The organism is Pantoea sp. QMID4 (genome assembly GCF_030270445.1).
Classification (GTDB): domain Bacteria; phylum Pseudomonadota; class Gammaproteobacteria; order Enterobacterales; family Enterobacteriaceae; genus Pantoea; species Pantoea vagans.
In genome coordinates, this window is the sequence record NZ_BSXL01000010.1 from 45334 (window position 1) to 69454 (window position 24121).

27 protein-coding genes are annotated in these 24121 nt (G+C 55.4%); 17 read left to right on the forward strand and 10 right to left on the reverse strand.

Translation table 11 applies throughout. The features are described from left to right. The 8 genes from sctR to sctW are packed head-to-tail and all read right to left on the reverse strand — an operon-like array spanning position 1 to position 8153. A complete protein-coding gene (sctR, locus tag QSK07_RS20275) occupies positions 1–654 on the reverse strand; it encodes a type III secretion system export apparatus subunit SctR (protein ID WP_285722747.1) in 654 nt (217 codons plus the stop codon). Next, positions 651–1667, reverse strand: a complete 1017-nt coding sequence (gene sctQ / locus QSK07_RS20280) for a type III secretion system cytoplasmic ring protein SctQ (protein WP_098049729.1) — start codon at positions 1665–1667, stop codon at positions 651–653. The genes sctR and sctQ overlap by 4 nt, the downstream gene beginning before the upstream one ends. Then, positions 1667–2146 (reverse strand): type III secretion system HrpP C-terminal domain-containing protein, encoded by a 480-nt coding sequence (locus QSK07_RS20285; protein ID WP_285722744.1) that lies wholly within the window; start codon positions 2144–2146, stop codon positions 1667–1669. The genes sctQ and QSK07_RS20285 overlap by 1 nt, the downstream gene beginning before the upstream one ends. Continuing rightward, a complete protein-coding gene (locus QSK07_RS20290; RefSeq protein ID WP_285722742.1) occupies positions 2143–2586 on the reverse strand; it encodes a type III secretion system protein in 444 nt (147 codons plus the stop codon). The genes QSK07_RS20285 and QSK07_RS20290 overlap by 4 nt, the downstream gene beginning before the upstream one ends. Beyond that, positions 2573–3937, reverse strand: a complete 1365-nt coding sequence (sctN, locus tag QSK07_RS20295) for a type III secretion system ATPase SctN (protein ID WP_285722740.1) — start codon at positions 3935–3937, stop codon at positions 2573–2575. Before sctN ends, QSK07_RS20290 begins: the two co-directional genes overlap by 14 nt. Beyond that, positions 3931–4857, reverse strand: coding sequence for a type III secretion system inner membrane ring subunit SctD (gene sctD, locus QSK07_RS20300; RefSeq protein WP_285722738.1), 927 nt, complete (start codon positions 4855–4857; stop codon positions 3931–3933). The genes sctN and sctD overlap by 7 nt, the downstream gene beginning before the upstream one ends. Then, positions 4836–6989 (reverse strand): type III secretion system export apparatus subunit SctV, encoded by a 2154-nt coding sequence (gene sctV, locus QSK07_RS20305; protein ID WP_285722736.1) that lies wholly within the window; start codon positions 6987–6989, stop codon positions 4836–4838. Before sctV ends, sctD begins: the two co-directional genes overlap by 22 nt. Further along, positions 6990–8153 carry a type III secretion system gatekeeper subunit SctW gene (sctW, locus tag QSK07_RS20310; RefSeq protein ID WP_285722733.1) on the reverse strand — a complete coding sequence of 388 codons (1164 nt, stop codon included), beginning with the start codon at positions 8151–8153 and terminating at the stop codon, positions 6990–6992. It lies immediately after the preceding gene. Between the two features lie 277 nt (positions 8154–8430). Between sctW and QSK07_RS20315 the strand changes: the two genes are divergently transcribed. The 17 genes from QSK07_RS20315 to QSK07_RS20395 all read left to right on the forward strand — a co-directional run bounded on the left by QSK07_RS20315 (position 8431) and on the right by QSK07_RS20395 (position 22107). Continuing rightward, on the forward strand, positions 8431–8979 hold the full coding sequence (locus tag QSK07_RS20315) for an RNA polymerase sigma factor (RefSeq protein ID WP_285722814.1): 549 nt from the start codon (positions 8431–8433) through the stop codon (positions 8977–8979). 145 nt (positions 8980–9124) lie between these two features. Further along, the gene (locus QSK07_RS20320; protein ID WP_285722731.1) at positions 9125–10609 is read left to right on the forward strand and encodes a PAS domain-containing sensor histidine kinase; all 1485 of its coding nucleotides are present in this window, start codon (positions 9125–9127) and stop codon (positions 10607–10609) included. A 4-nt stretch (positions 10610–10613) separates the two neighbouring features. Then, positions 10614–11255 carry a response regulator gene (locus tag QSK07_RS20325; RefSeq protein ID WP_098049846.1) on the forward strand — a complete coding sequence of 214 codons (642 nt, stop codon included), beginning with the start codon at positions 10614–10616 and terminating at the stop codon, positions 11253–11255. Positions 11256–11594: 339 nt separating this feature from the next. Further along, complete coding sequence (locus QSK07_RS20330; RefSeq protein WP_098049845.1) at positions 11595–12569, forward strand: sigma 54-interacting transcriptional regulator; 975 nt, start codon at positions 11595–11597, stop codon at positions 12567–12569. A gap of 223 nt (positions 12570–12792) precedes the next feature. After that, positions 12793–13029 (forward strand): type III secretion system major pilin HrpA, encoded by a 237-nt coding sequence (locus QSK07_RS20335; RefSeq protein WP_098049844.1) that lies wholly within the window; start codon positions 12793–12795, stop codon positions 13027–13029. Between the two features lie 64 nt (positions 13030–13093). Beyond that, positions 13094–13459, forward strand: a complete 366-nt coding sequence (locus QSK07_RS20340) for an EscI/YscI/HrpB family type III secretion system inner rod protein (protein WP_098049843.1) — start codon at positions 13094–13096, stop codon at positions 13457–13459. A gap of 7 nt (positions 13460–13466) precedes the next feature. After that, positions 13467–14264, forward strand: coding sequence for a type III secretion system inner membrane ring lipoprotein SctJ (gene sctJ, locus QSK07_RS20345; RefSeq protein ID WP_275222440.1), 798 nt, complete (start codon positions 13467–13469; stop codon positions 14262–14264). Further along, a complete protein-coding gene (locus QSK07_RS20350; RefSeq protein WP_285722727.1) occupies positions 14248–14829 on the forward strand; it encodes a type III secretion system protein in 582 nt (193 codons plus the stop codon). Before sctJ ends, QSK07_RS20350 begins: the two co-directional genes overlap by 17 nt. After that, entirely contained in the window at positions 14823–15422 is a 600-nt protein-coding gene (sctL, locus tag QSK07_RS20355) for a type III secretion system stator protein SctL (protein ID WP_285722725.1), read from the forward strand. The genes QSK07_RS20350 and sctL overlap by 7 nt, the downstream gene beginning before the upstream one ends. Before the next feature lie 83 nt (positions 15423–15505). Continuing rightward, entirely contained in the window at positions 15506–15730 is a 225-nt protein-coding gene (locus QSK07_RS20360; protein WP_098049838.1) for a type III secretion protein HrpF, read from the forward strand. Further along, positions 15693–16148: a type III secretion system chaperone gene (locus QSK07_RS20365; RefSeq protein WP_285722723.1), complete on the forward strand. Its 456-nt coding sequence runs from the start codon at positions 15693–15695 to the stop codon at positions 16146–16148. Before QSK07_RS20360 ends, QSK07_RS20365 begins: the two co-directional genes overlap by 38 nt. After that, complete coding sequence (gene sctC / locus QSK07_RS20370; RefSeq protein ID WP_275222444.1) at positions 16141–18180, forward strand: type III secretion system outer membrane ring subunit SctC; 2040 nt, start codon at positions 16141–16143, stop codon at positions 18178–18180. Before QSK07_RS20365 ends, sctC begins: the two co-directional genes overlap by 8 nt. A 13-nt stretch (positions 18181–18193) precedes the next feature. Next, positions 18194–18388: an HrpT family type III secretion system protein gene (gene hrpT / locus QSK07_RS20375; RefSeq protein WP_098049834.1), complete on the forward strand. Its 195-nt coding sequence runs from the start codon at positions 18194–18196 to the stop codon at positions 18386–18388. After that, positions 18381–18737: an HrpV family type III secretion system protein gene (hrpV, locus tag QSK07_RS20380; RefSeq protein WP_285722720.1), complete on the forward strand. Its 357-nt coding sequence runs from the start codon at positions 18381–18383 to the stop codon at positions 18735–18737. The genes hrpT and hrpV overlap by 8 nt, the downstream gene beginning before the upstream one ends. 332 nt (positions 18738–19069) lie before the next feature. Continuing rightward, positions 19070–20296 (forward strand): type III secretion protein HrpN, encoded by a 1227-nt coding sequence (locus QSK07_RS20385; RefSeq protein ID WP_285722719.1) that lies wholly within the window; start codon positions 19070–19072, stop codon positions 20294–20296. 111 nt (positions 20297–20407) lie between these two features. Continuing rightward, complete coding sequence (locus QSK07_RS20390; protein ID WP_275222447.1) at positions 20408–20875, forward strand: type III secretion system chaperone; 468 nt, start codon at positions 20408–20410, stop codon at positions 20873–20875. Then, positions 20872–22107 (forward strand): YopJ family acetyltransferase, encoded by a 1236-nt coding sequence (locus QSK07_RS20395; protein WP_285722716.1) that lies wholly within the window; start codon positions 20872–20874, stop codon positions 22105–22107. The genes QSK07_RS20390 and QSK07_RS20395 overlap by 4 nt, the downstream gene beginning before the upstream one ends. Positions 22108–22192: 85 nt before the next feature. Here the strand turns inward: QSK07_RS20395 and QSK07_RS20400 are convergent, their stop codons facing one another. Both QSK07_RS20400 and QSK07_RS20405 read right to left on the reverse strand, forming a co-directional pair. Continuing rightward, the gene (locus tag QSK07_RS20400) at positions 22193–22522 is read right to left on the reverse strand and encodes a DNA-binding protein (RefSeq protein ID WP_285722714.1); all 330 of its coding nucleotides are present in this window, start codon (positions 22520–22522) and stop codon (positions 22193–22195) included. After that, positions 22519–23970, reverse strand: a complete 1452-nt coding sequence (locus QSK07_RS20405; RefSeq protein WP_285722712.1) for a pectate lyase — start codon at positions 23968–23970, stop codon at positions 22519–22521. The genes QSK07_RS20400 and QSK07_RS20405 overlap by 4 nt, the downstream gene beginning before the upstream one ends. Positions 23971–24121 lie beyond the last annotated feature (151 nt).

The window sequence follows — 24121 nt, forward strand, 5'->3', positions numbered from 1 at the left end:
TCAGAGGTAACTGTAGAACAGGCCGTCGAGCAGGCGGGTCCAGCCATCAATCAGCACAAACAGCAGCATCTTCAGCGGCAGCGACAGCGTCATCGGCGCCACCATCTGCATACCCAGCGCCAGCAGTACGTTGGAGACAATCAGATCGATAACGATAAACGGGATGTAGATCAGGAATCCGATTTTGAATCCGGCCTGCAATTCCGACAGTACGAAGGCCGGGATCACCAGCAGCAGATTCTCTTTGCTGACGTTGTCCGACATCTCTTTTGGCCACATCCGCACGCTGTTTTCCTGCAAATGGATCAGGATGTCGGGATCGGTGTTGTGGGTCATAAATTTCTGCAGCGGGGCCACCCCGTTGGTGACGCTGGTTTTCAGGTTATCCATGCTGGATAAATCGGCGGGAGCCTGGCTGAACTGATGGTGCATCTGGTTAAATACAGGTGCCATGACAAACAGCGTTGCCGCCAGCGCAATCCCATACAGCGCCATGTTCGGCGGCACCTGCTGCACACCGATCGCGTTGCGGGTGATCAACAGCACCATCGAGATTTTCAAAAAGCAGGTGCAGACGATCATCAGCATCGGGATCAGTGACAATGCCCCAAGGAACAGGGCAAAGGTCATCGGATCGAACTGTTCGGTATTCATCCGGCCTCCTGCTGCGAGTTCAGCAGCAGCCGGGTGAGCTGTAATCCAAGATGGCCTTCCACATCCACCAGCTCACCGTGTGCGATCAGCGTGTCGCCGTGGTACAAACCGGCCTCGCCGGGCGTCACATTATCAAGCGTCAGTATGCTGCCTGTCTGTAACTGTTGCAGTTCGCCCAGCGTCAGTCGGGTACGGCCACAGCGCACTTCCAGCGACAGCGGCAGCGAGGCCAGCTGCGGGTTCTCATCGGTGGTAAGCGTCTCAGGCTGGGACACCGCGTCATATTCATCAGCAGCATAAGGATCCAAGGCGGTACTCTCCATATGATTAAGCAAAAAGTGGTGAGGCAACTGCAATTCGCCATATAACTGCTGCCCGGCGAGGATCAGGCTGCCCTGACCGTCCGGGGTGAAATAGCTGACCGGAGGAACCAGCACATCGCCTGCACTCAATGCCTGCAACTGCGGCGTGTGCAGGGTAATGCGCCCCAGAACCAGCGGCTGGCTGTAAACCAGCGTATCTGGCAGTGTGCTGTGGCTCTTCTGCCAGCCGGGCTGCTTCAGCCAGTGTGCCAGCCCTGAATGGCTTAGCTGTAGCGGGCACTCTGCATGACGTTCACCCAGCCGGACATGAAGTCTGGCACCTGATTGATGCGGTTCCTGCACGTCACTAACTGTTATGTCGCCAAATAAGCGCGCCAGTTCCGGACTGAGGTACTGATTAAATAATATTGTCTGCCATTCATCTTCAGCGCAGAGGCCGTGCAGGGCGCTGAAAGGCGACAGCGACAGCAGATTAAGCACCGGTGTGGCGTCTGCCAGCGAAAAGTGGCCCAGCGCACAGCGCCAGTGGCTGAAGGTTGCCGGGCGGGAGTCAGTGCCAGGCAGTAAAAACAGCTCACCGGCTTCGTCGCCAAGGGTAAAAGGAAAGCAGTGCGCGCGCGCCAGCAGGTTTTGAGAGCGGACCGCCTGGCGGGTGAGAAGGGGGAAGTGCAGCCGGGTGACCTCACTCATTATGCGCTTCCCTGTTCAATCTTCAGACATACCGGGGCGTTAAGAGAGTGGCTCAACTGACGGCGACAGAGGATTTCCCGGCGCTGCCACTGACGCCAGACCTGTGGCGAAAAACGCAGTGAAATCTCCCAGCCTGCCGGTTGACCACGGGCCAGCGTGACATCGACTTCACCAGCCTCTGGCAGCAGCAGAGTAAAGGCGCACTCTTCGTCGGCATGGCTGGCGATGCGTTGGCGCAACTGCTGGTGCAGTTGCTGCCAGTCCGGCGAGGGGGCTTCATCCTGCACCGAGTCGTGCTCAGGCATAAATTCGCTGGTGCTGGCAAAAAACAGTGAACCCAGCGCATCCAGCGACGCTTTACTTTCCTGCTGCCGCAGGCAGGTTGCCGGTAACCGCTCTCGATAGCGCTCATCCGGCTGAGCCTGGCGTTGAGGGCAGGGCACCCGGTCAGGGTATCCCGAGGTATTAGTATTCTTCACGCATCCTCCAGGTGTTCAGATAAATATTCCAGCTTCTCTACTGCTTTTTGCTGCTCACGCGTCCATTCTGTCGCCTGCTCCAGCGCATAAGCGGCCTGCTGACAGTTCTGTTTCGCCTGCTGACACTGCTGCTGTTGCTGACCGACCGCCTGTAAGGCGCTCAGCGCATTGTTGACATGACGGGTCAGTTTTTCCCTTGAGGATTGCTGCTGTTGCAGGCGGTCGCGTTGCAACTGATAGTGCTGCTGCTCCTGCAGCAGCTGTTCTGCTGCTGCCTGTTGCTGTGCCTCTGCCTCAGCCAGCAGCGCCTGCTGCTGGCGTTGCTGACGTTGCGCACGACTCAGACGCTGGCGGCGGATTGGCATCAAAACGTTCAGCGCCTGTTGCAGGCTTTCCAGCTGACTATCCTGTTGTTGCCATTCATCTTCAATCAGGAGCATGAGCGCTGACCCCGGCAAGTTGATAGAGGGTTTGTTCTAACGGGGCGGGGGTGCGCATTGACTGGCGCAGGAAGTGATTGATGATGTCGTTGGCATTGACGGCGGCATCGGTCAGACTGTCGTTACCCGGCTGATATTCCCCCAGGCGGATCAGCATCTCTACCTGCTTATACGCCGCCATCAGGCTACGAACGAGCCCGGCCTGCACCCTATGCTCGCGGTCCACCACATTGCTCATGGTTCGGCTGAGGCTGGCCAGAATATCGATAGCGGGGTAGTGGTTACGTTCAGCCAGCCGGCGACTGAGCACGATGTGGCCGTCAATCAGCGAGCGGACTTCATCGGCCACCGGATCGTTCATAGAATCCTGCTCAATCAGCACCGAATAGAGTGCGGTAATAGCCCCCTGGCGGGTCTGTCCTGCCCGCTCCACCAGCCGTGGCAGCAGCGTGTAAACCGATGGCGGTAACCCGCCACGTCCCGGCGGTTCACCCAGGGCAAGGCCGATCTCGCGCTGGGCGCGGGCAAAGCGGGTCAGAGAGTCAACGATCAGCAGCACGCTTTTGCCTTCGGCGCGGAACGCCTCGGCAATCGCAGTGGCGGTGAACGCGGCTCTGGCGCGCTCCATACTGCTGCGGTCAGAGGTGGCACAGAGCAGCACGGTTCGGCTGCGCAATTCCTCATCCAGTTCGTGATCGAGAAATTCGCGCAGTTCACGACCACGTTCACCAATCAGACCGAAAACGATGACATCGCACGGCGTGTTACGCGCCAGCTCGGCCAGCAGGGTGGTTTTACCACAGCCAGCCCCGGCGAAAATGCCTACCCGCTGGCCGCTACCGAGAGTCAGCAGCCCGTCAATCGCCCGCAACCCGGTCGGAAGTGGGGTGTCGATGCGTGGGCGTTCGGTAGGTGGTGGAGCATCGTTCAGCACCGGCACCGACCGGTCCTGCGTACCCGGCTCGGCAAACGCGCTGCATCCGCCTGGCTCCAGCGCCCGTCCAAAGCCATCCAGCACGCTGCCCAACAGTTGGTCGCTGACGCAGATACTGTGCGGCAGATAAAGCGGAATAATAATCGCCCCCTGCGAAATACCGTCCAGCGCACCCAGCGCCGACAGCAGAATGTTCTGCGGGCTGAAACCGACAATCTCAGAGAGTACGCTGCCGCCGTCACTGCGCAGGATGCGGCACAGATCACCCATGCGCGCATCGGGCAGGCTGCATTCAATAAGGATCCCGCTGATGCCGGTAACCCGGCCGTAACGCCTGACCGGCGCATAGCGGCCAAGGCGTTGCTGCTGCTGCTGTTCCCACTGCGCCAGCTGCTGGCGAAGCGCGCTCATTACCACTTCACCCTGATGTTTTCACGTCCGGCAAATTCAATGCTGTCGCTGTTAATGGCGACCAGACGCAGCTGATCAACTTCATCGCCAATAAACATGCGCTGGCCGCTGTCGGTGACAATATTGGCGTGCGCGCCGCTGGTGATCTGTACGATGTTAAACGGCAGATTGGCGCTGACAGCACTGACCTGATTATGGATGGCCAGGCGCACATCATAGCGGCGATAGAAGGTGCGCATCATCCGTTGCAGACGCTGATTATCGTCGTCGGAGAGGTTGCCGCTTAACGTCAGGCTGTTGTTGCCCGGGGCCACCCTGACCTGTTTATTCAGGCCGCGATCCAGCAGCATCGTGTTAATGATCTGCCGTGCCCGTCCCACGCTGTTAAGCTGCGGTTTACCCGGTGCCGGTGGCGCAGAAGGTGAGGCCTCGCTGGCATTCAGCAGCCAGCTGCCCAGCATCATCACCAGCAGCAGGATCAGCACCGTATAGATCACTTTGGCCCAGAACGGCAGCGGCGGTTTCTCCTGCGTCAGCAGCGTCGCCGCTGTCTCAGCAGGTGCCGTTTCTGGCGGTTCAGAAAGCACCGCCGCTTCCTCTGGCTGCGCCGGTTCGCTGGCCTCTTCCGGCCACGGTGTGGCGGCGCTGACGATGCTCAGCCAGATATGGCCGATAGCGAAAGCCGTTCCCGGTTGCAGGTTGCTCAGTTCTTCACACCGCTGGCCTTCATTGTCGTTCAGCGGCCCCTCCAGCGCCTTGACCACCCAGCCTTGCACGGTTTTGAGCAGCTGGCAGTGGCGATCTTTGATCCCCGGATCGTACAGGGCCAGATCGGCATCCTCTGCGGCACCAATCCACCATTGTTCGCCACTCAGGGGCAACGCTGCACCGCGATGCAGCCCGGTCAGTACGCGTAGTTCATGCATGAGTCATTTTCCTGGAGGTCTGGCGGTGACTGTTGTAGATCGAGCCGTCCCAGCACATTGATGGCAACGCTATTGGTTAGTTCAGCAAACGAGAGGACCGGTACAGCGTGGAACTCGTCTTTCAGCAGCGCGCGCAGCGGGCTGCGTAAATCCTGAGCGACAAGGATCAGCGCCTGATGAGTGTCATAAGCCGGGAAGGCCTGCCGCATCTGATGCAGCAGGCTGATGCCATAATCCTGGGCCAGCGAGAAGAAGGTTTCGCTCTGGGCCTGACGCAGCGAGTCACGCAGCAGCTCTTCGGTTTCCGGGGTCAGCAGCCAGACATTCAGCCCGTTGGGTTGCAGATACTGGTGGCAGATATGTTCTTTCAGCGCGATACGCACGAAATTGGTCAGGGCAGCGCTGTCACGCTCATGCTGGCCATGTTCGATCAGCGTTTCGGCAATGGTTCGTACGGAACGCAAAGGAATGCGTTCGGAGGCCAGCCGTTGCAGCACGGCGGCGAAACGCGACAGCGGCATAATACGTTGCAGCTCCTGCGCCAGTTCCGGCTGTTCGCTCTCCAGCCAGTTGAGGATCGATTTGCTCTCCTGCAAACCGATAAACTGCGATCCGCTCTGATAAATTGCCTGCTCCATGCGCAGCATGATCAGGTCGCTGGCATTCCAGCTGGGCTGCTCGTCCTGTTGCAGCAGCGGATGGTCAGGCGGCAGCCAGCACCAGTGCGTTTCATCGCGCTCTGCCACGCCCTGCATCATGGGATGCTCAGCACCGTCGGGCTGTTCACTGAGCCAGGCGTCAACGCTGTTTTTTCTTACCGCCAGATGGCCGACGGCGAAGGTGGCGGTGACCAGCGGGATCTCATAAACGCAGAAGCGGAATTCGTCATCGGTCAGCTTCGATGAAAATTCAATATCGAAACTGGGCAGCGTAAAGCCAAAGTGGTAAACCAGTCGGTTACGCAGCCGACGGATATTCTGGATCAGTGCCGTGGCCGCTTCACTGTTCTGCTGGCCCTGACTGAACTGCAACAGGTAGGCGCGGGTGGGGTTAAAGCGGCGCAAATCCTGGTGACCGTTCTCCTCCGGGGCCAGTTGTTGCGCCTGACGCTGGTTCGCATCCTGCTGGGTGGTTTGCTGTTTGGTGCGCCACAGCTGAAACAGGCCGCTGCCCAGCGCCACGATACTGATCACGATAAAGACCGCGGTGGGCATGCCGGGCAACAGGGCAAAGCCCAGCATTCCGGCGGCAGACATAATCCAGGCTTTCGGCTGGCTGGTCAGCTGCTCGGCAATTTCGCGACCGATGTTGGCATCCACCTGCTGACCGTCAGCCGACACCCGGGTAATGATCATCCCGGCGGTCAGTGAGATAAGCAGTGCCGGGATCTGAGCGATCAGGCCGTCACCAATGGTCAGTACAGAATAGATATGCATCGCCGCGCTGGCGTCCATGCCATTTTGCAGTACGCCGATAGCAAAGCCGCCGATCATATTGATAAACACAATCACCAGACCGGCAATCGCATCCCCTTTGACAAACTTCATGGCGCCATCCATCGCACCGAACAACTGGCTCTCTTTAGCCAGATTTTCCCTGCGCTGACGCGCCTGATGTGCCTCGATCAGTCCTGCACGCAGGTCGCTGTCGATTGACATCTGTTTGCCCGGCATCGCATCAAGGGTAAAGCGGGCGGCCACTTCTGCCACACGCTCCGAGCCCTTGGTGATCACCAGAAAGTTCACCACGGTCAGGATTAAAAAGATAACCAGACCCACCGCCAGATTGCCGCCAACCACGAAATTACCGAAGGCTTCAACAATATGACCGGCATCCTGTTGCAGCAGGATCTGTCGGGTGGTGGAGATCGACAGCGCCAGGCGGAACATGGTGGTTAACAGCAGCACCGATGGAAACGTCGAGAAGGCCAGGGGTTTCGGTAGGTACATCGCCAGCACGATAAGCAGTGACGAAATGCAGATATTCAACGCGATCAGCACATCGATCAGGCCGGTAGGCAGCGGGATAATCATCATGAAGACGATCGACATGACAATGGTGGCACCCACCACTTCCGAGCGCTGCATCGCACTGATGGCGAGACGGTTCAGCCAGACAAACAGAGAACCCATTTATAACGCCGCTCTGGGTTGGGACAGCGTCGCGCGCGGCTCATGGGCAGCGTATTCACCGATTACCGTGCGCAGCAGATTTAACGCCATCTGGCGATTTTTACTTTTATCATCCCGCCACAGCCCCAGCGGCAGATGGTAGACCAGTGGCACCAGCCCGCTGAGAAACAGCACCTGGTGATGGGGTTGCTCACCGGCCACATCGCGCGAGAGATTTTGCAAATCGCGCAGGTAAGCACCGTTGCCGCTCAGATTCAGCAGGCGGCGGGTCAGCTCTAATGGGCTGAAGTTGATGTCCGGCAGTTTTCCGCTCAGCCGCTTCAACAAAATGTTGCTGGCGGTTAGCGTCTGACTGATATTGCCTGCGTCCTGCAGGCTGGCGAGGATTTTTTGCAGCGCGCGTCGCGGGATGGAAGCGCTGCGCGCGGCGAGATCGTCAGATAAGGCGCGCTGTAAGGTGCGTAATCCCTGATGAAAGTGCACGCTGCCAAAGCTGTTCAGCAGCGCATCCAGCATCGCATTGCCTGATTGCAGGTGAACAATGGTCTGATAGTAGAGCTGGCGCATGGCCTGTTTCTGTGTCGGATCGGTCGTGAAACTGGCAATGGCGTTGGCGGTATTCAACCCGGCGCTGACTTCGGCTCCTTTTTCCTTATGCAGCAGCTCCAGGCTCTGTACTGCGCTGGTGGTCAGTGCACTGTTTTGCGCCTGCTGCGCCTGGGCCAGCGTGTGACGTAACACCACGTCACAGCGCACCGGGTCATGGCCTGCGGCTTCCAGCAGCTCATCCAGATGCGGAGAGGGTGAGCGTTGCAACAGGGTCTGCATCTTCTGGTTCAGGGTTTCCAGCTGGGCATGCTGCGGATGCTCCAGCAACTTTATCAGCTCGTCTAACTTCTCAATCCGTTCGATATGTTGCATCGCCCGGCTACCCGGCTGTGCCACCACTTTCCGCTGATTTAACGCCTTGCTTTTACGCTCAACCTGTTCCGCGAAGGTCATCGAGACTTCTTCCATTGAGTCTTCCAGTGGGGAGCTGGGCACGTGTGATGATGCTCCCGCCGATGAGGGCGCAACACTGACCGGGGGCAGAACATCATCCACCACGCTGGCGGCTACCGGCAGCGTCGGTTGAAGGCCGGGTATAACGGAAGCAATTTTCATCCTGGCGAACCTTAAATATGAAAGCTGTTGCAAGTGTGTGGCGTGATCTTCGCTGCGGTTCCCTGATGATTTTGCCTTCTGAAAAAGTCACCCCCTGGCTTTGCAAAGCGTTGCAAATTCCCCCCAGCATGCCTGGCAATAAATTGCCAGAAACAGGCAGGGATAAAATAAATAGCTCAATATTTTCAGGTTGTTAAAATTTTTTTTCGCCTGGTACAAGCCTTGCTATAGCCATTTAGCCGCAGGGGCATTAATGGATAAAGTAATGGAGCTTGTTATGTCAGACATTCACGTGCAGAACACAGAGCAGTTGTCAGTCAACAATGTTGTCCCGATCAACATCGACTGGGAGCGGATTTTTCGTGAGCATGGCCGGCGCGTACACCATTTCATCCGAAAGCGTGTATCTCACAGAGAAGACGCGGAAGATCTGGTTCAGATGACCTGGCTGGAAGTATTTCGAAATCGCGACAAATTCGCGGGTGCCTCGCGGCCAGAAACCTGGGTGTTTGGCATTGCCCTGAATTTAATCCGCAACCATTTTCGCCAACAGTCCGGGCGTCCACGCTATGACGAACTGGAAGAGGATATTTTGCTGGTGCAGCATGAGGACCCGAGCCAGATTACTGAAAATCAACGCATTTTACACTCCACGCTAAACTCAATTGCCCTGTTGCCGAAGGATACGCGTCATCTGTTCAGTATGCTTGTAGAGAAGGAAGGCAGCTATCAGGATATCGCCGAAGATTTAAACATTCCTATTGGCACGGTACGTTCGCGTTTATCTCGCGTGCGTGTATCACTAAAACAGTCCCTGTCCTGTTAAAACTAAAATGGACCTGAAATTCGCTAAATCGTAAAGTGATGCGCAGCCTGTCCGGTTATAACACCCGGACATAGCTTCTATGCCACACTGCGAAGAGGCAGATGCGGCCAGACCGGATCAAAGAAGTTTTTTCACAGGAGAAGAGATGCAATTGTCCGGGCGACATTTAAAGAATGGTGATGATCCGCTCAAACTGGTCGAGTTTGCTCTGAATATGGTAAGGGATGCGGTCTATCTGATCGACAGCGATACTCGCTTCTATTACGTCAACGATGAATCGTGCCGCATGCTCGGCTACAGCAATGAAGAGATGGAGAATATGAGCGTTTCAGATATCGATCCGGCCTGGAGTAAGGACGATATCTTCGCGATGTGGAAGCGGGTCAGGGAGCAGCGTGGTGGAAAATCCTTTACCTTCGAAACTTGTCATAAAAGTAAATGGGGCGAAATGATTCCGGTTGAGGTCAGCTCTAACCCATTTATTTATAAAGAAAGTAATTACAGCATGTGTGTGGTGAAAGATATTCGGGAGCGCAAACACCTTGAGCAGATGGCGCATGTCCGGGAGCAGGAGTTTCGGGTTCTGGTGGAGAACTCCCCGGATATGGTCGTGCGTTTCGGCACTGACCTGAAATGTCAGTATGCCAATCCAGCCGCATTGCGGCATCTGCAATTGTCGGCTGAAGAGTTACGGGGAAATAGCCTGCGTGAGCTTCTTGGAGATTTGCCCTGTGTCGAACATATTGAGCGTTTGATTAAAGAGGTGGTCAGCACGCAAATTGAGGCAGAAGGGGAGCTGGTTGAATCGGACAGCCCACTTACCGGTGGAACGGTTATCAATCACACCCGTTGTGTGCCCGAGTTTGATCAGCATGGCAATCTGATGTCGGTCATGGTGGTGGGGCGCGATATCACTGCGATTCATTATGCAGAAAAGAAGCTGGAAGATTCGCATATGCGCCTGCGTCTTCTGGCAAGGCAGCGTGAAGTTTCACGTGAAGAAGAGCGTAAGCGTATCGCACGTGAGATCCATGATGAGCTGGGACAGCATCTGACCTCGCTAAGGATGGGTATTTCAATGCTGCGTATCCAGTTCGGTAAAAATAATCCGTTGCTACACGATCGGGTAAAGAACCTGATGGGGCTGGCTGATAAAACTATTCAGGTGGTGAGAAACGTAGCGACTCGTCTCAGACCAAACGTGCTTGATATGGGGCTAACGCCGGCACTGGAGTGGCTGCGTGATGAATTTATCAGCCGCCATACCGGCTGCTGTTGTCGGTTAATCGCTCCTGAACAGGAGGTGAGGCTAAATGATGAACAGGCGACAGCCGCTTTCCGCGTGGCGCAGGAATCGTTAACCAATATCTCACGCCATGCGCAGGCCAGCGTGGTGACGATCCTCGTGGTTAAATACCCCAGTTCAGTGGTGCTGACCGTATGTGACAATGGACGTGGTTTTGACTGCGAGAAGCGTAATGACAATGCGTTTGGCCTGATGGGAATGAAAGAACGGGGTCGGATGTTAGGCGGTCATGTGGAAATTGAGAGTCAGCCATTCAAAGGGACCCGGGTCGTGTTAACGATACCATTAATAAAATTGACAACTAATATTGAGAATCTGGAATAGTACAATGGATAATAATATTCGCCTGATGATAGTGGATGATCATGTCATTATGCGTGAAGGACTGAAACAGATATTTTCGCTGGATGACCGGCTTATGGTGGTTGCTGAAGCGGGTAATGCCGCTCAGGTAGTGGAAGGTCTGCGTAATGAAGACGTTGACTTATTACTGCTGGATATGAGCATGCCCGGATTATGTGGTGAGGAACTGATTACCCGTATTCATCTGCAATATCCCGGTCTGCCCATTCTTATCCTCACTATGTACAGTGAACCGCAGATTGCGCGGCGAGCCCTTAAATCTGGTGCCTTGGGCTATATCACTAAAGACAATGATCCTGAGGCTCTTCTGGCTGCTATACATCGCGTGGCTCGGGGGGAACGCTTTATCGACCATGTTCTGGCGGAGCAGATTGTCTTTTATGAATACACTCAGGCGGGGGAAGTTTTACATGACCGCCTGACGTCACGCGAGATGCAGATCATGCTGATGCTGGCGCGTGGCGACGGAGTCAATGACATTGCTAAAGCGCTGGCTATCAGTAATAAAACGGTGAGTACGCATAAGTCACGACTAATGGAAAAAATGATGTTTTCCACCAATGCCGACATAGTGAAATACGCTATCAGTCACCAGTTGATCTCATAGGATTGCTCCTGGATTATCTTCCTTAATTTTAAATCTCTTATATCCTCTCCTGACAACGCCATAAAAAAATCTCCTTACCTTACAAAAGAATAGAGTAAGACGAGTGTGTAACCGCTTACACCTTTCTCTTCAAAAGTAAGGATATCCTTACCCAACCCCCTGAAAAACCCTACTAAATGTTCAGCATATGATGATGGTTTCTTAACGTCAGCAAGGGACATTATTAAAGCCTGTGTAAGCCTAGAGTAAATTATACCACCAAAAATGTAATTAATTGTAATCGTGCTGTGCATTTGAGCGACGTCAAATTATCTAATTGTCAGGCCAGGGGTAAATTTAATGAATATCAGGAATAGTGAGCTCTCATTCCGGTCGGTGCTGGGGCAGGGGGATCACATGACTCTGACAGAAGAGCATCCCGTTGATATCCACAATTCACTGGCTGCAATCATTCAAACCGTTGCACCTTTAAAAATTGATTTAGTCCTTGAAGGGGAGACGGGGACAGGAAAAGACACACTGGCCCAAAAAATTCATCAACTTTCTGGCTGTTCCGGGAAATTTGTACCAGTTAACTGCGCGGCAATACCTGAGACTCTTGCTGAAAGCGAGCTTTTTGGTATCAACCACGGTGCCTATACCGGAGCAGGGCAGGCGCGTGCAGGCTATGTTGAAGAGGCAAATAACGGAACGCTGTTTCTCGATGAAATCGACAGCATGCCTTTATCATTACAAGCTAAAATGCTCCGTGTACTGGAAACCCGTGGTATTGAACGTCTGGGCGGAACCCGTTACATTCCGGTAAATATGCGGGTCATCGTGGCAACACAAACACCATTGCTCACGCTGGTTGAACGTGGAACTTTTCGCCGTGACCTCTACTTCCGCCTCAACACTATCAACATTCCATTGCAGCCACTCCGCTCACGCGTTGAAGTAATTATCCCCATGTTTCGTCAATTCCTCCACAAAGCGGCTGACACATTACAATGCATTCCACCCAAACTTACTCAGCAGCATTACGAATGTCTGCTGAGTTACAGCTGGCCGGGCAATATCCGTGAATTAAAGGCAGCTGCTGAGCGTTTTGCGCTGGGATTACCGCCTTTGAACATCGCCTGTCACAGCGAGCATCCGCGGCCACAACTCAAAGATATGATGCGCAACATTGAAAAAAATCTGATCCTGGATTGCCTTGTTCGTCATGATCACTGCATTGATGATGCGGCCAGAGAGCTCGGAATGCCCCTGCGCACGCTCTATCACCGAATCAAATTACTGAATGTTCGCACTAATCGCGTTATCACTCAGTAATCTGTCATTCAATCGGCCCGAATCATTCGGGTCGGAAAAATAGGCTGATAAGAATACGAGGGCACCTTTTTATCTGATGTAAAGAGCCGGTTCTTTCATCTGTCACTTAAGCAAATAATAAAAAATAGCGCTTGCCGGGAACCGATATAAAAACGCCACCACTTACCTGATGAACATTATGTGATGTTCCAGGGTACAAACTTAAATAACTGGAGAGATTAATATGAGCGGTCTTCTTAGCAGTCTTACTACTCTCGGCGGCAGTTCACTGACCAGCGCCAGCAACTCTGCATCAAAAACGCTTGAGGGGGCAATGAGTGATTCACTGACCCAGTCTGCCAATGCTCAGGCATCTAAAATGAAACTGGATACGCAAAACTCCATCCTGGATGGAAAAATGGACTCGGCAACCAAAGAAATTAACTCTGGTCACAACGCCGCGAAAGCTATCCAGTTCTGATCAATAGTCGGGCGTCAGTGACAGTACTTTCGCCCGCTATTTTTGCTGCCAATTAGGACGAGCCATGAAAATCAATAGCGGAGATACCCCCTCTTTAGTCATCAGTGCCGGGGATAATGACCTGAGTTCCGTTAACGGTAATAAAGCAGATGCTTCCTGGTTCAGCGCTGCACTGCAGGCACCTGAAGAAAAGAGCGCTCCCCAGGACAATCAGTTCTGGATTAACAAACTCGCCGATCTGACAGACAGGGCCAGCGACCAGTCCAGTCAGGCTGACAAGGCGCTGGCAAAAGCGTCACGCAGTCTGGATTCGAGAAGTGTCATGGACGCTAACCGCACCCTGTCCTCCTACTATCTGGAAAGCCTGCTCAACGCAAAACTGGTTGGCAAAGGTGTTCAGAGTCTGGAAAAACTAACCAATTTGCAGTAACCCCGCTATGGCTAAATACTCTTTGAAGTTACTGCTGTTACTGCCGGTATTCCTGTTGTTCGGCTGTAATGATCAGGTCGAGCTGAATCACGGCCTGACAGAAAACGATGCCAACGAAGTTGCGGCGGAGCTGGGGCGTTATCACATCCAGGCAGAAAAACGCGCCAGCAAAGAGGGTATCACCGTACTTGTAGATGCCCCTGAACTCAACCGTGCCGTTCACATCCTGGATGCTGCGGGTTTACCACGTCCGGCGCGCACCAATCTGGGCGAAGTATTCCAGAAAAACGGTGTTATCTCCACGCCGCTGGAAGAACGGGCACGCTACATTTATGCCCTGTCGCAGGAAGTGGAAGCGACCCTCAGTCAGATTGACGGGGTGATTGTTGCCAGGGTGCATGTGGTTTTGCCAGAGCGGGTCGCGCCGGGTGAACCGGTACAACCCGCCAGTGCGGCAGTGTTTATTAAATACCGTCCGGACCTCGATCCTGATGTGATCGAGCCTCGTATCCGGCAGATGGTCGCCAGCAGCCTGCCCGGACTGGCAGGGCGGGCGGATAAAGATCTGGCGATTGTTTTTGTTCCGGCTGAAACCTATCAGGACAAGCCGCCGGAAGTCTCTTTCGGTCCGTTTATGGTCACGCCGGAGCGCGCTGCCCAACTGAGCTGGCTGAGCGGCATGATTGGCGCGCTGATCCTGCTGGTGGTGGCCGGGGTGTTCGGCTGGCCGCATCTGAAACGCTATCGTCAGGGCAAAAAGTCCCGCCCGGAAGCGCAGGATGAGTTAAATGCCGCCGGCCGATGAAGCTGCCCTGCGCTGGCTGCGCTGGTGGTGCATCGACAGCTGGCTGAGCGCCGATGCCAGCTGGCGTCAGGCAGGATTTTATCAACTGGATGATACCCGACTCGCGGCGCTGGCCCGGACTCACCATCCGCTGATCGTTCAGGAACTGCAACTGAGTCAACCGGTCAGTCCACCCGACCTCGAACTGTTGGCATGGCTTGATCTTAGCGATGCACAGCGCCTGCTGGCTCTGCGCCTGGCGGCAGAAGTTTGCTGGCGTGATTCTACGCAGACAATGCTACTACCGGAGCAGCAGCGCTGGTGTCGCCGTATTGCTCAGGCGATGCGCCCCGGACTGTGGCTGACGGGAGCGGAGGGATTGCCGGTTAACGATGGCGATATTAACGCTCTATGGCTGCTGCGTTTACGCGCCGGTCCGGTCTGCTGGTCACGGCTGCGGCTGGCTTTCCCGACAGGGCAGGTACATATAGTGGAGTCATTTCAACAGCCTGACGCCTTTCCACCGCGTCTGTTACCGCTCTGGCAGGCCGTTCTATGGTATGCCTCACAGGAGCCGCGATGCTGACACAGAAAAGAATCACCCTGCTGAATGGTGCTGACGATCTGGCCCCGATAATTTCTCAGGCTATGCTGACTTCCCAGCAACAGGGGGAGGATATCCTGCGCCAGGCACAGCAGCAGGCAGAGGAGATCCTCGCCGCCGCTGAACAGGAGGCGGAAGCCTGTAAGCTGCGTGCACAGGAGCGCGCCGAACAGGATTTCTGGCAGCAGGCCGATAGCCTGTTAGCGGACTGGCGGCGGCAGCAACAGCAGATCGAATCAGAGATGCTGACGGTGATGGAGAGCGTGATGAGGCTGGCGCTGGAACAGTTGCTGGCTGAGATACCGGAAACACCACGCCTGAATGCACTGCTGCGACAGCTACTGCGCGACAAAATGCTGGCGGAGCAGGCCAGCCTGTGCTGTCACCCCCCCCAACAACAGCCGATTGCCGACTGGTTAGCCGCGCACACTCATCTGAACTGGCAACTGCAACCCGATGAAACCCTGGCCGCTGACAATCTGAAACTGGTTACCGCGCAGGGTGAGCTACACCTCGACTGGCAGCAGGCGGTACGCCAGTTGCTCCCGCCTGAAAACGGGTCGTCATCGCTGTAAAAAATCTTCGCTTTACCACGGAACCGTTCCGCACTGCACGCCACTTAAATGACAGGTCCACGCATCAATAAGAGAGTTTACCGATGTCATCACTCACTCCGCTGCAACGTCGTCTCGATAGCCAGTTCGAGCGGGCGCAAAACCAGCTTGACGACGCTACCCTGAATGCCAGTGAGGGCTACAGTCAGGCCGACAGCTTCGCTTTTTTTGAAGCCAGCATGGGATTGTCCAGCGCCAGCTGGGCAGCCAGTCAGGAGCTTACCGTTAAGCATGGGCTGGCAAAAGCCATTATTAACGAGATCAACTGACTTGCAGCAGTGGGTGCAACGCTGGCTCGATAATCCTCAAGAGGACCAGCATCTGGTGGTTGATGACGGCTCTCTGTGGTTACAGCAACGCGGGGGGCAGCTATTCGCGCTGTGCGGGTTGGCGGTCAATGCCCCGCTGGATGAGGCCTTTCTGGAGCGGGCACTCCAGCTTTCCGCGCCGGCGCTGCGCTTTTTTGGTCGCGATGCTGCAGCGCTTGCTGCACAGGAAAATCATCTGTTACTGATCGTAAGACTTCGCGAAACTCATGCTGATTTGGTGTGCAAACAGCTGGAATCACTACTGAACCAGCGTGATGTATGGCAATCCATGCTGCAACAGCAGCGAAATAAAGCCGCTATCCATGGCGCAGTGCCCTTGCACAGCCTGGCATTTCTACCAAGGGGAAACCATGGTTGATAAAAGTAAATCGCGCGGGCTTTTTCTTGGCGCGTTATTCATGCTGTGCTTAACCCACCAGGCTGGGGCTCAGACCCCATCAGAGTGGAAAGATCAGTCGTATGCCTATTCTGCCGACCACACGCCGTTATCCACGGTGCTGCAGGATTTTGCCAATGGGCATGGTGTCGATTTGCAACTGGGGAATGTCGAAGATAGCGAAGTCAATGGCAAGATCCGCGCCGATAACGCCAGCGTATTTCTTGACCGTCTGGCACTGGAGCATCGGTTCCAGTGGTTCGTCTATAACAACACCCTCTATGTTAGTCCCCAGGACGAGCAGAGCTCTGAACGGCTGGAAATATCGCCTGATGCCGCGCCAGATATCAAGCAGGCGCTTAGCGGAATCGGCCTGCTGGACCCGCGGTTTGGCTGGGGCGAGCTGCCGGACGATGGCGTGGTACTGGTAACCGGACCGCCGCAGTATCTTGATCTGGTGAAGCGCTTCAGTGAGCAGCGCGAGAAAAAAGAAGATCGGCGTAAGGTGATGACCTTCCCTCTCAAATATGCCTCAGTCGCGGACAGAACGATTCATTACCGCGATCAGACGCTGGTGATCCCTGGCGTTGCCACCATGCTCAACGAACTGATGAACGGCAAGCGGGCGGCACCGACCAGCGCCAGCGGAGTTGAGGGCACTCTCGGCGTGCCTGACAACAACGCGATGATGCAGAACACCCAGTCATTGCTGGCGCGCCTCTCCAGTCACACCAACGGCACCAGCCGTCCGTCTGATCGGGACAGCGACGGCGTCAGCATTGACGATCTCAGCGGACGTATCTCCGCAGACGTGCGTAACAACGCGCTGTTGATCCGTGACGATGATAAACGTCGCGATGAATATGCTCAGCTGATCGCCAAAATCGACGTGCCGCAGAATCTGGTGGAAATCGATGCCGTGATCCTTGATATCGATCGTACCGCACTGAACCGGCTGGAGGCGAACTGGCAGGCGACGCTGGGCGGCGTGACGGGCGGCACTTCGCTGATGTCTGGCAGCGGAACGCTGTTTGTCAGCGATTTTAAACGCTTCTTTGCCGATATTCAGGCGCTGGAAGGGGAAGGCACCGCCTCAATTGTGGCCAACCCCTCAGTACTGACGCTGGAAAACCAGCCGGCGGTGATCGATTTCAGTCAGACCGCCTATATCACCGCCACCGGTGAGCGTGTGGCCGATATCCAGCCGGTAACAGCGGGCACCAGCCTTCAGGTCACGCCGCGGGCGGTTGGAAACAATGGACATAACAGCATTCAGCTGATGATAGATATTGAAGATGGTCACGTAGAAACCAACAGCGATGGTGAGGCCACCGGCGTGAAACGCGGCACGGTCAGCACCCAGGCGCTGATCAGTGAAAACCGCGCACTGGTGCTGGGTGGCTTCCATGTCGAAGAGAGCGGCGATCGTAACCAGCGCATTCCGCTGTTAGGGGATATTCCCTGGATCGGCAAACTCTTTACCTCGACCCGCCATGAAATTTCGCAGCGTCAGCGGTTGTTTATTCTGACGCCACGCCTGATAGGCGATCAGACCGATCCGACCCGCTATGTTACTGCGGATAACCGCCAGCAGTTGAGCGATGCAATGGAACGTGTCGAGCGCCGTCACAGCAATGTCAATCTGCACGACGTGATTGAAAACGCCATGCGCGATCTGGCTGAACGCCAGACGCCTGCTGGCTTCAGGTCGCAGCTGTCCGGGGTGCGTTTAAGTGAAGTTTGCCAGAAAGTGCCGGGGCTGCTGTTCGATAATGCCCGTGGGCAGTGGTACAGCGGGGCCAACGGGAGTGTGCAGTTGAGCGTGGGCGTGGTGCGCAATATCACGAATAAACCGTTGCGCTTTGACGAGTCTGACTGCGCCAGTAAACGAACCATGGCGGTGGCGGTATGGCCGCGCAGTTCACTGGCGCCGGGCCAGTCGGCAGAGGTCTATATGGCGCTTAATCCTCATCGCGTGTTGACGGAATCACGTGAATCTTTAATCAGCCGCTAAGCAGAGAATATCCATGAAAAAAGCCTCTTTCATGCTGTTGGGTCTGGCGCTGCTGCTGACCGGTTGCGCCAAACGGCAGGATAACGGATTGACCTGTACCTCAGTGGAGTGCCGTCCACAGTCCGGTTCGCATCAGTTGGTGATCTGGTGGCAGCCTGAGCTACGTAATGGCGTGGCCGATTTTACCCAGGTCACGGTGAATGAGTAATTCGTGTCCGCAGGTCGGCTCGTTTACGGCCCTGCTCAGCCTGCTAAACCTGGGCCAGAGCTGTCGCTGGCCGGTGCTGCCGGGGGTGGAGCTGCTGGTGCTGTGCGGTGAACAGGGGCGGGAAGCGATGCTTAACCTGCAACCGACTCACCTGCCGTCCGGACTTTTTCAACGCCTGCTGCGCCGTCGCTCGCTGTTTCCCGAACGCTATGACGGTTGCTACCTCTGTCTGAACGCTGAGCGGAGTCTCTGCTGCTGGCGTCAAATTAGCGAACAATCCGCAGATGATAAACAGCAAATCGCCCAGTTGTTCAGCCTGGCAGGCATTGATCTGACAGAACACTGTTAACCGCAGTCCGGGCGGCCCGATGTGGCTGGTAAAGGGATTGCGCCATCAGAGAATGTCGGACATCTGTAAGCAGCAAACCGGTATAGGGTGAAGAGTTACCCGGGGTTTTCAGGTCGCATCTGTTTGCTAATTAATGATGCGGCCATTTCTCATCCAGCAAGCGACCTCCCTCTTTCACATCGGACTGCCTTGCCCTTTATTGGCATACCTTATTTTTCATAGTGGCAGGGAACCTCCGCGATTATCGAATCACTCAATGAGAGCCCCGTTAAGGCACTCATCAGGGGCTTCGTCCGTAGGGTATATTTCTTTAATTCGCAGAGGAAAATGGTATGAGTCTGAATACAAGTCCGCTGGGAGCGACCACGTTGCAAATCAACATCGGCGGTGCGGGTGGTAGCAATGGGTTGCTGGGTACCAGTTTGCAGAACGCGGGATTAAGCCCGCATTCTTCATTGGGTCTGGGTGGGAACAGCCGTAATGACACCATCAATCAGCTGGCCGGTTTGCTGACCGGCATGATGATGAGCATGATGGGCGGTGGCGGTCTGAGCAGCCTGCTGGGCAATGGTTCAGGTAGCGGTCTGGGCGGGGGGTTAGCTGGCGGTCTGGGTGGTCTGGGTAGCGCTACCGGCGGTGAACTGGGCAGCACGCTGGGCGGGGGTTTAGGCACCGTTGCTGGCGGTGCGCTGGGTGGCCCTCTGGGAGCAACGGTCGGGGGTTCTCTGGGATCAACGCTGGGCGGCAATACCGGCTCGAACCTGGCTTCTTCGCTCGACCATGCGCTGGGTCTTGAGCCAACATCTTATGGAGACAACTCTACTTCTGGCATGAGCCCGATGGAGCAATTAATGAAAATCTTCGCTGAAATCATGCAGAGCATGTTTGGCGGTCAGGATGGCTCCTCATCAGGCGGCAGCACCGGCAGTCAGCCAACCCAGGAAGAACAAAAGGCTTATAACCAGGGGGTTACCGATGCCCTGACGGCCCTGATGGGTGGCGGCCTGAGCCAGATGCTGGGTAACAGCTCTGGCGCTGGTACCGGTCTGGGTGGCGGTACGGGCCTGGGCGGCAAGGGCCTGCAAAACCTGAGTGGTCCGGCTGACTTCCAGCAGTTAGGTAATGCGGTGGGTACCGGTGTTGGCATGAAAGCGGGTATTGAAGCGCTGAACAACATCGGTACGCACAGTGACAGCACTACCCGATCTTTTATCAACAAAGATGACCGCGCGATGGCGAAGGAAGTGGGGCAGTTTATGGATCAGTACCCTGAAACCTTCGCTAAACCTCAGTATCAGAAAAGCGCAGGTTCGGAAGCAAAAACCGACACCAAATCCTGGGCAGAAGCACTGAGCAACCCAGATGATGATGGTATGACCCCATCCAGTATCGACCAGTTCAGCAAGGCTAAAGGCATGATCAAAAGTGCGATGGCAGGGGATACCGGTAACAGTAACCTTCAGGCACGTGGTACGGGCGGTTCATCGCTGGGTATTGATGCGATGCTGGCCGGTGATGCTATCAACAATATGGCGCTGGGCAAACTGAGCGCGGCCTAAGTTGTTGCAAGGCGGACAGGTCTCGCCTGCCCGCCTCCCTTATTGGGTTAACCGCTGTAAAACTGCCCTGGATTCCGGGCATGACATCAGGTTAACCCGTGGAGGATTGTCATGATAATACAAGATTTACTGGGCGCACTGGCCAGACGGCTGGAAACGGGTTCACTGTCGCTGGATGCAAATCAACTTTGTTGCCTGAAAGTGAACACCCTTGAGATGACGCTGGAGTATCTGGAACCGCAGAACTGGCTGTTTGTTTATCTCAACGTGGGTTCACTCTCTGCGGCACAGGGCAGCATTCTGTTAGCGGATATTCTGGCTGCCAATCTGTTTCATTATGGCACTAGCGATGGTGCGGCGTTTGGTCTGGATCAGGAGAAAGACGAACTGCTGCTGTTTCAGCGTTTTCAACTGCCTACAGTGGATGAGGCCAGCTTTGTCAGTGCCTGCGTGCAGATGATTGAGGTGGCAAAAGTATGGCAAAACAAGTTACTGCATAGCCCCGCTGAGTCATCTGCGGCCCCGCACAGGCTGGCACAACAGGGATTAACCTTGACTATGACGGGGAAAATCCGATGAATATTTTTCGTGCTATCACCGGCAATAAAAGCACCTCGCAAACGCCCCAGCGCACCCCGACGGCATCACCTCTCGCGTCCCCCCTGGCGTCACCGTTACCGACAGGCCGGGCAGGACGACTACACCGGCAAGACGCCACGTCGCCCAACGTTCGCTATAATGCCACTCCCACCCCCAGCACGCCCGATCGCGCGCGCGCCACCTCGCGGCATGGCGGTGAAGGCAGCAGTTCGTCGGCGCACTCCGCAGCGCAGGCCAGTTCGTCGGCGGGTCCATCAATGGGCCTGATTCGCCAGGGCGGCCGTCGTGAGAATAGCGAACTGGCCCGGTTCCACGACATGATGCAGGCCTCACCGAAAATGTCGCGTAACGATCCTCTGCCGGAAAGCCCGGAGAGATTACCGGGACGCCTGCAGCAGAAGATGGAGAGCGTTAACCTGCCACAGCTTAAGAAGCTGGATAAAGATTTGTACGATTACGCCAAAATGGCTACTGAACTGGCTAATGACAATGCCGGCACAAACGCACTGCTCACCCGGCTGGACAAAAAAATGCTGCCTTTGATCGCCGATGCGGAGAATGCCCGTCATCCGGGCCTGAATCTGCATGTCTTTAAAGGGCCTGATGAGTGTTATAAGGCCATCAAAGAGCAAAATAAGGAGGTCTGGAATAGTAAACAGCCCCAAAATATGCGCGTGGTCTTTGCGCCCGCGAAGGGTATGCCAGATCACCATGTGGCGCTTGATGTCCAGTTACGTCCTGGCCATCGGCCGTCGGTGGTTTGTTTCGAGTCAGCGCTGGGAAATATGATGGAGCCGATGAAACAGGGCATTGAGCAGGGCCTGAGGGGAGCCAAAGTGAAGATGGTAGGTAACTTAATTCAGGCCTCATCATGGGATTGCGCAATGTTTGCGCTAAATAATGCTCTGAAGCTCTATAAGCACCATGATGATTACACCTCACGTCTTCATGCAGGCGAACAGAATGTGCCTAAGCCATCTGAGTTTTTTAAGCATGCGCAATCAAAATCGCATGTTCAGGGCGGCCCTCGTGAGAACGACATTGTCACGAAAGACAAGGGCGGGCTGCATGCTGAGACGCTGCTGCATCGCAATCTGGCCTACCGTGCACAACGCTTTGATAAAGCCTATAGCAGCTCGATTGAAGGCTTTCGCTTTCAGGAGATATCGCGCGCCGGTGAATATCTTGCTGTACAAAAAGGCAAAAGATAGTGGTAAAAAGTCTGTCCCCCCCCTGACTTTTTACTGCGCATGAACAGTGCCCGTGCATCGGCTTCTGACCGATGCACGGGCACAACTACATCCTGCTGCGCGCCTGTTCCAACTGTTGCAGTTCCAGCAGCCGGTCGGCCAGATAACGGGTGACCCACCAGGCGGTCTGGCCCACGTCCGTCGCTGAGCCTGGTTCACCCTGTATGAAATCAGCGTGCAGACTGTCAACAAACGCGCTCAGCTCAAAGCGGCCCTGGCGTTGCGGCGTCGGACGACTCAACACCTGATGCAGACGCTCCTTCACCTGGGCAATCGCCTGCTGAAAGGCCTGATACTGCTTCGGCGTAAGATGCTGCTGATTATCCACCACGTCCACCCAGCGGGTAGGCGGGCGTTGCTGTTGAGAGGTCATCATGATGCCACCGCCGTCAGTTTAGCCGATAGCGGAACCTTGTAGTGATTTTCAACGTTGTCCAGCGAGACATCACGGGTATTAACTTTCAGCCCTTCGCTGTCGCTTTTCACAAAGGAGAACTTACCGTTCTGCGCGCTGATATGGCTCAGGTTCAGATCCCAGTCACCCTGCTGACCGCCGTTAGTGCGCACGAAAGTGCCAAAGTCTTTCGCTTTCACATTGTTAACGGTCAGGTCAGTATCCGCGTTCAGTTGCAGAATTTTATCCGACGCGTTCTGGAAGGTGCTGTTGCTGATTTCAACGTTAGATTTCTTGCCCTCTTTATTAGCTTTAACGGTAATCGCATCCTCGCCAACATTGGTGACATGCAGGTTATCGATTTTGGCATCACCGTACAGATGAATACCATCTGCGCCGTTATCGCCAATCACCACGTTTTTCAGGCTGGCACCGTCTTCCAGTTGGAACAGCGGTTTCTGGCTTTCGGACTGGCCGCCATCACCCAGCTCTTTCCCGGCGGTGAAGGTCTGCCCTTTACCATCAAATACCTGGCCCGCTGGAACGACAATGGTGTCGTGCACCACCTCAGGATTAGCGCTGGCGCCAGGGAAACCCACCGACTGCGTCGCACCGGTGCCTGCGCTGCCCACGGGATCGGCCTGATCGCTAACCGGGGTGTGCGTGGTGGAGCCCACCGCAGGATTGCCGGAAAGCGGCGAAGTGCCACCCTGACCGCTGGAAACCGGAGAGGTGGTGGGAGAGAAGCCACCGCCGGAACCGCCGGTTAATGCGTTGCCGCCGGGAGAGAAACCACTCCCTGAGCCACCGGCAGGTGCGGTGCCACCAAAAGGAGTACTGCCGCCAGAGCCCCCTGCACCCGGCCCATTCGCCAGCGAGGTGCCACCGCCAGAAGCGGCCCCATCACTGCCGCCTGGTTGTCCGAACTGGCCGTTCAGCCCGTCCATCATCTGAGCGATGAGTTTCAGTAACGCTTTCATCAACGGATTATCGCTGATATTACCGCCGCCCTGACCATCAGAGGTCAGGCTCTGATCCAGCCCGTTGCTGCTCATATCATTCAGCGCTGACTGGCTGTCATCCTGCGATGCGCCGCTGACCCTACCGTTCTGGCCCGACAGACCGCCAGCGCCACCCAGGCCGGAGAGCAGGCTGTTGCCAGATGCGCCATTTGTCCCGCCGGCGTTGCCCAGCCCGGCTATCGGGCTGGTGCCATTAGCATCACTGAAGGGATCTCCGCTCGGTGAGGCGAGCAGTGGCTTTAACAACTCCGCCAACAGCTGAGCCATCTGTTCGATAGTTTGCTGGTCAACGGGTGGCTGACCCAGGGCGGAGCTTGCGTTATTACCGGTGAAAAGCCCGTTGTTCTCTCCGGGCTGAAAATGCCCCAGCGAGTTCGGGATAGTAATGCTAAGTGTCAGACCTGACATAGATTTTCCCCTTATTGAAGGTTAACTACCCGAGAATATGCGGCCTCGGCTGCCTCTCTTGAGTGGGGCAAGGGTCTCTGGGGTTCCTGAGTTTGTGCGGTAAAAGCAGACTTTTTTCGCCGTTGGCGGGAACCATTGGCTTTAGCTCGCT

Bases quoted from the DNA above. Each gene is read 5' to 3' on its own strand.
- QSK07_RS20320 (WP_285722731.1), top strand. From the start codon at position 9,125: ATGCAATTGTCCGGGCGACATTTAAAGAATGGTGATGATCCGCTCAAA.
- hrpT (WP_098049834.1), top strand. From the start codon at position 18,194: ATGAAAAAAGCCTCTTTCATGCTGTTGGGTCTGGCGCTGCTGCTGACC.
- QSK07_RS20360 (WP_098049838.1), top strand. From the start codon at position 15,506: ATGTCATCACTCACTCCGCTGCAACGTCGTCTCGATAGCCAGTTCGAG.
- QSK07_RS20350 (WP_285722727.1), top strand. From the start codon at position 14,248: ATGCCGCCGGCCGATGAAGCTGCCCTGCGCTGGCTGCGCTGGTGGTGC.
- QSK07_RS20400 (WP_285722714.1), bottom strand. From the start codon at position 22,522: ATGATGACCTCTCAACAGCAACGCCCGCCTACCCGCTGGGTGGACGTG.
- QSK07_RS20385 (WP_285722719.1), top strand. From the start codon at position 19,070: ATGAGTCTGAATACAAGTCCGCTGGGAGCGACCACGTTGCAAATCAAC.
- sctC (WP_275222444.1), top strand. From the start codon at position 16,141: ATGGTTGATAAAAGTAAATCGCGCGGGCTTTTTCTTGGCGCGTTATTC.
- QSK07_RS20390 (WP_275222447.1), top strand. From the start codon at position 20,408: ATGATAATACAAGATTTACTGGGCGCACTGGCCAGACGGCTGGAAACG.
- sctV (WP_285722736.1), bottom strand. From the start codon at position 6,989: ATGGGTTCTCTGTTTGTCTGGCTGAACCGTCTCGCCATCAGTGCGATG.
- sctQ (WP_098049729.1), bottom strand. From the start codon at position 1,667: ATGAGTGAGGTCACCCGGCTGCACTTCCCCCTTCTCACCCGCCAGGCG.
- QSK07_RS20315 (WP_285722814.1), top strand. From the start codon at position 8,431: ATGTCAGACATTCACGTGCAGAACACAGAGCAGTTGTCAGTCAACAAT.
- QSK07_RS20335 (WP_098049844.1), top strand. From the start codon at position 12,793: ATGAGCGGTCTTCTTAGCAGTCTTACTACTCTCGGCGGCAGTTCACTG.
- QSK07_RS20405 (WP_285722712.1), bottom strand. From the start codon at position 23,970: ATGTCAGGTCTGACACTTAGCATTACTATCCCGAACTCGCTGGGGCAT.
- QSK07_RS20325 (WP_098049846.1), top strand. From the start codon at position 10,614: ATGGATAATAATATTCGCCTGATGATAGTGGATGATCATGTCATTATG.
- QSK07_RS20395 (WP_285722716.1), top strand. From the start codon at position 20,872: ATGAATATTTTTCGTGCTATCACCGGCAATAAAAGCACCTCGCAAACG.
- QSK07_RS20330 (WP_098049845.1), top strand. From the start codon at position 11,595: ATGAATATCAGGAATAGTGAGCTCTCATTCCGGTCGGTGCTGGGGCAG.
- sctW (WP_285722733.1), bottom strand. From the start codon at position 8,153: ATGAAAATTGCTTCCGTTATACCCGGCCTTCAACCGACGCTGCCGGTA.
- sctD (WP_285722738.1), bottom strand. From the start codon at position 4,857: ATGCATGAACTACGCGTACTGACCGGGCTGCATCGCGGTGCAGCGTTG.
- QSK07_RS20365 (WP_285722723.1), top strand. From the start codon at position 15,693: ATGGGCTGGCAAAAGCCATTATTAACGAGATCAACTGACTTGCAGCAG.
- QSK07_RS20290 (WP_285722742.1), bottom strand. From the start codon at position 2,586: ATGCTCCTGATTGAAGATGAATGGCAACAACAGGATAGTCAGCTGGAA.
- sctL (WP_285722725.1), top strand. From the start codon at position 14,823: ATGCTGACACAGAAAAGAATCACCCTGCTGAATGGTGCTGACGATCTG.
- sctJ (WP_275222440.1), top strand. From the start codon at position 13,467: ATGGCTAAATACTCTTTGAAGTTACTGCTGTTACTGCCGGTATTCCTG.
- sctR (WP_285722747.1), bottom strand. From the start codon at position 654: ATGAATACCGAACAGTTCGATCCGATGACCTTTGCCCTGTTCCTTGGG.
- QSK07_RS20340 (WP_098049843.1), top strand. From the start codon at position 13,094: ATGAAAATCAATAGCGGAGATACCCCCTCTTTAGTCATCAGTGCCGGG.
- hrpV (WP_285722720.1), top strand. From the start codon at position 18,381: ATGAGTAATTCGTGTCCGCAGGTCGGCTCGTTTACGGCCCTGCTCAGC.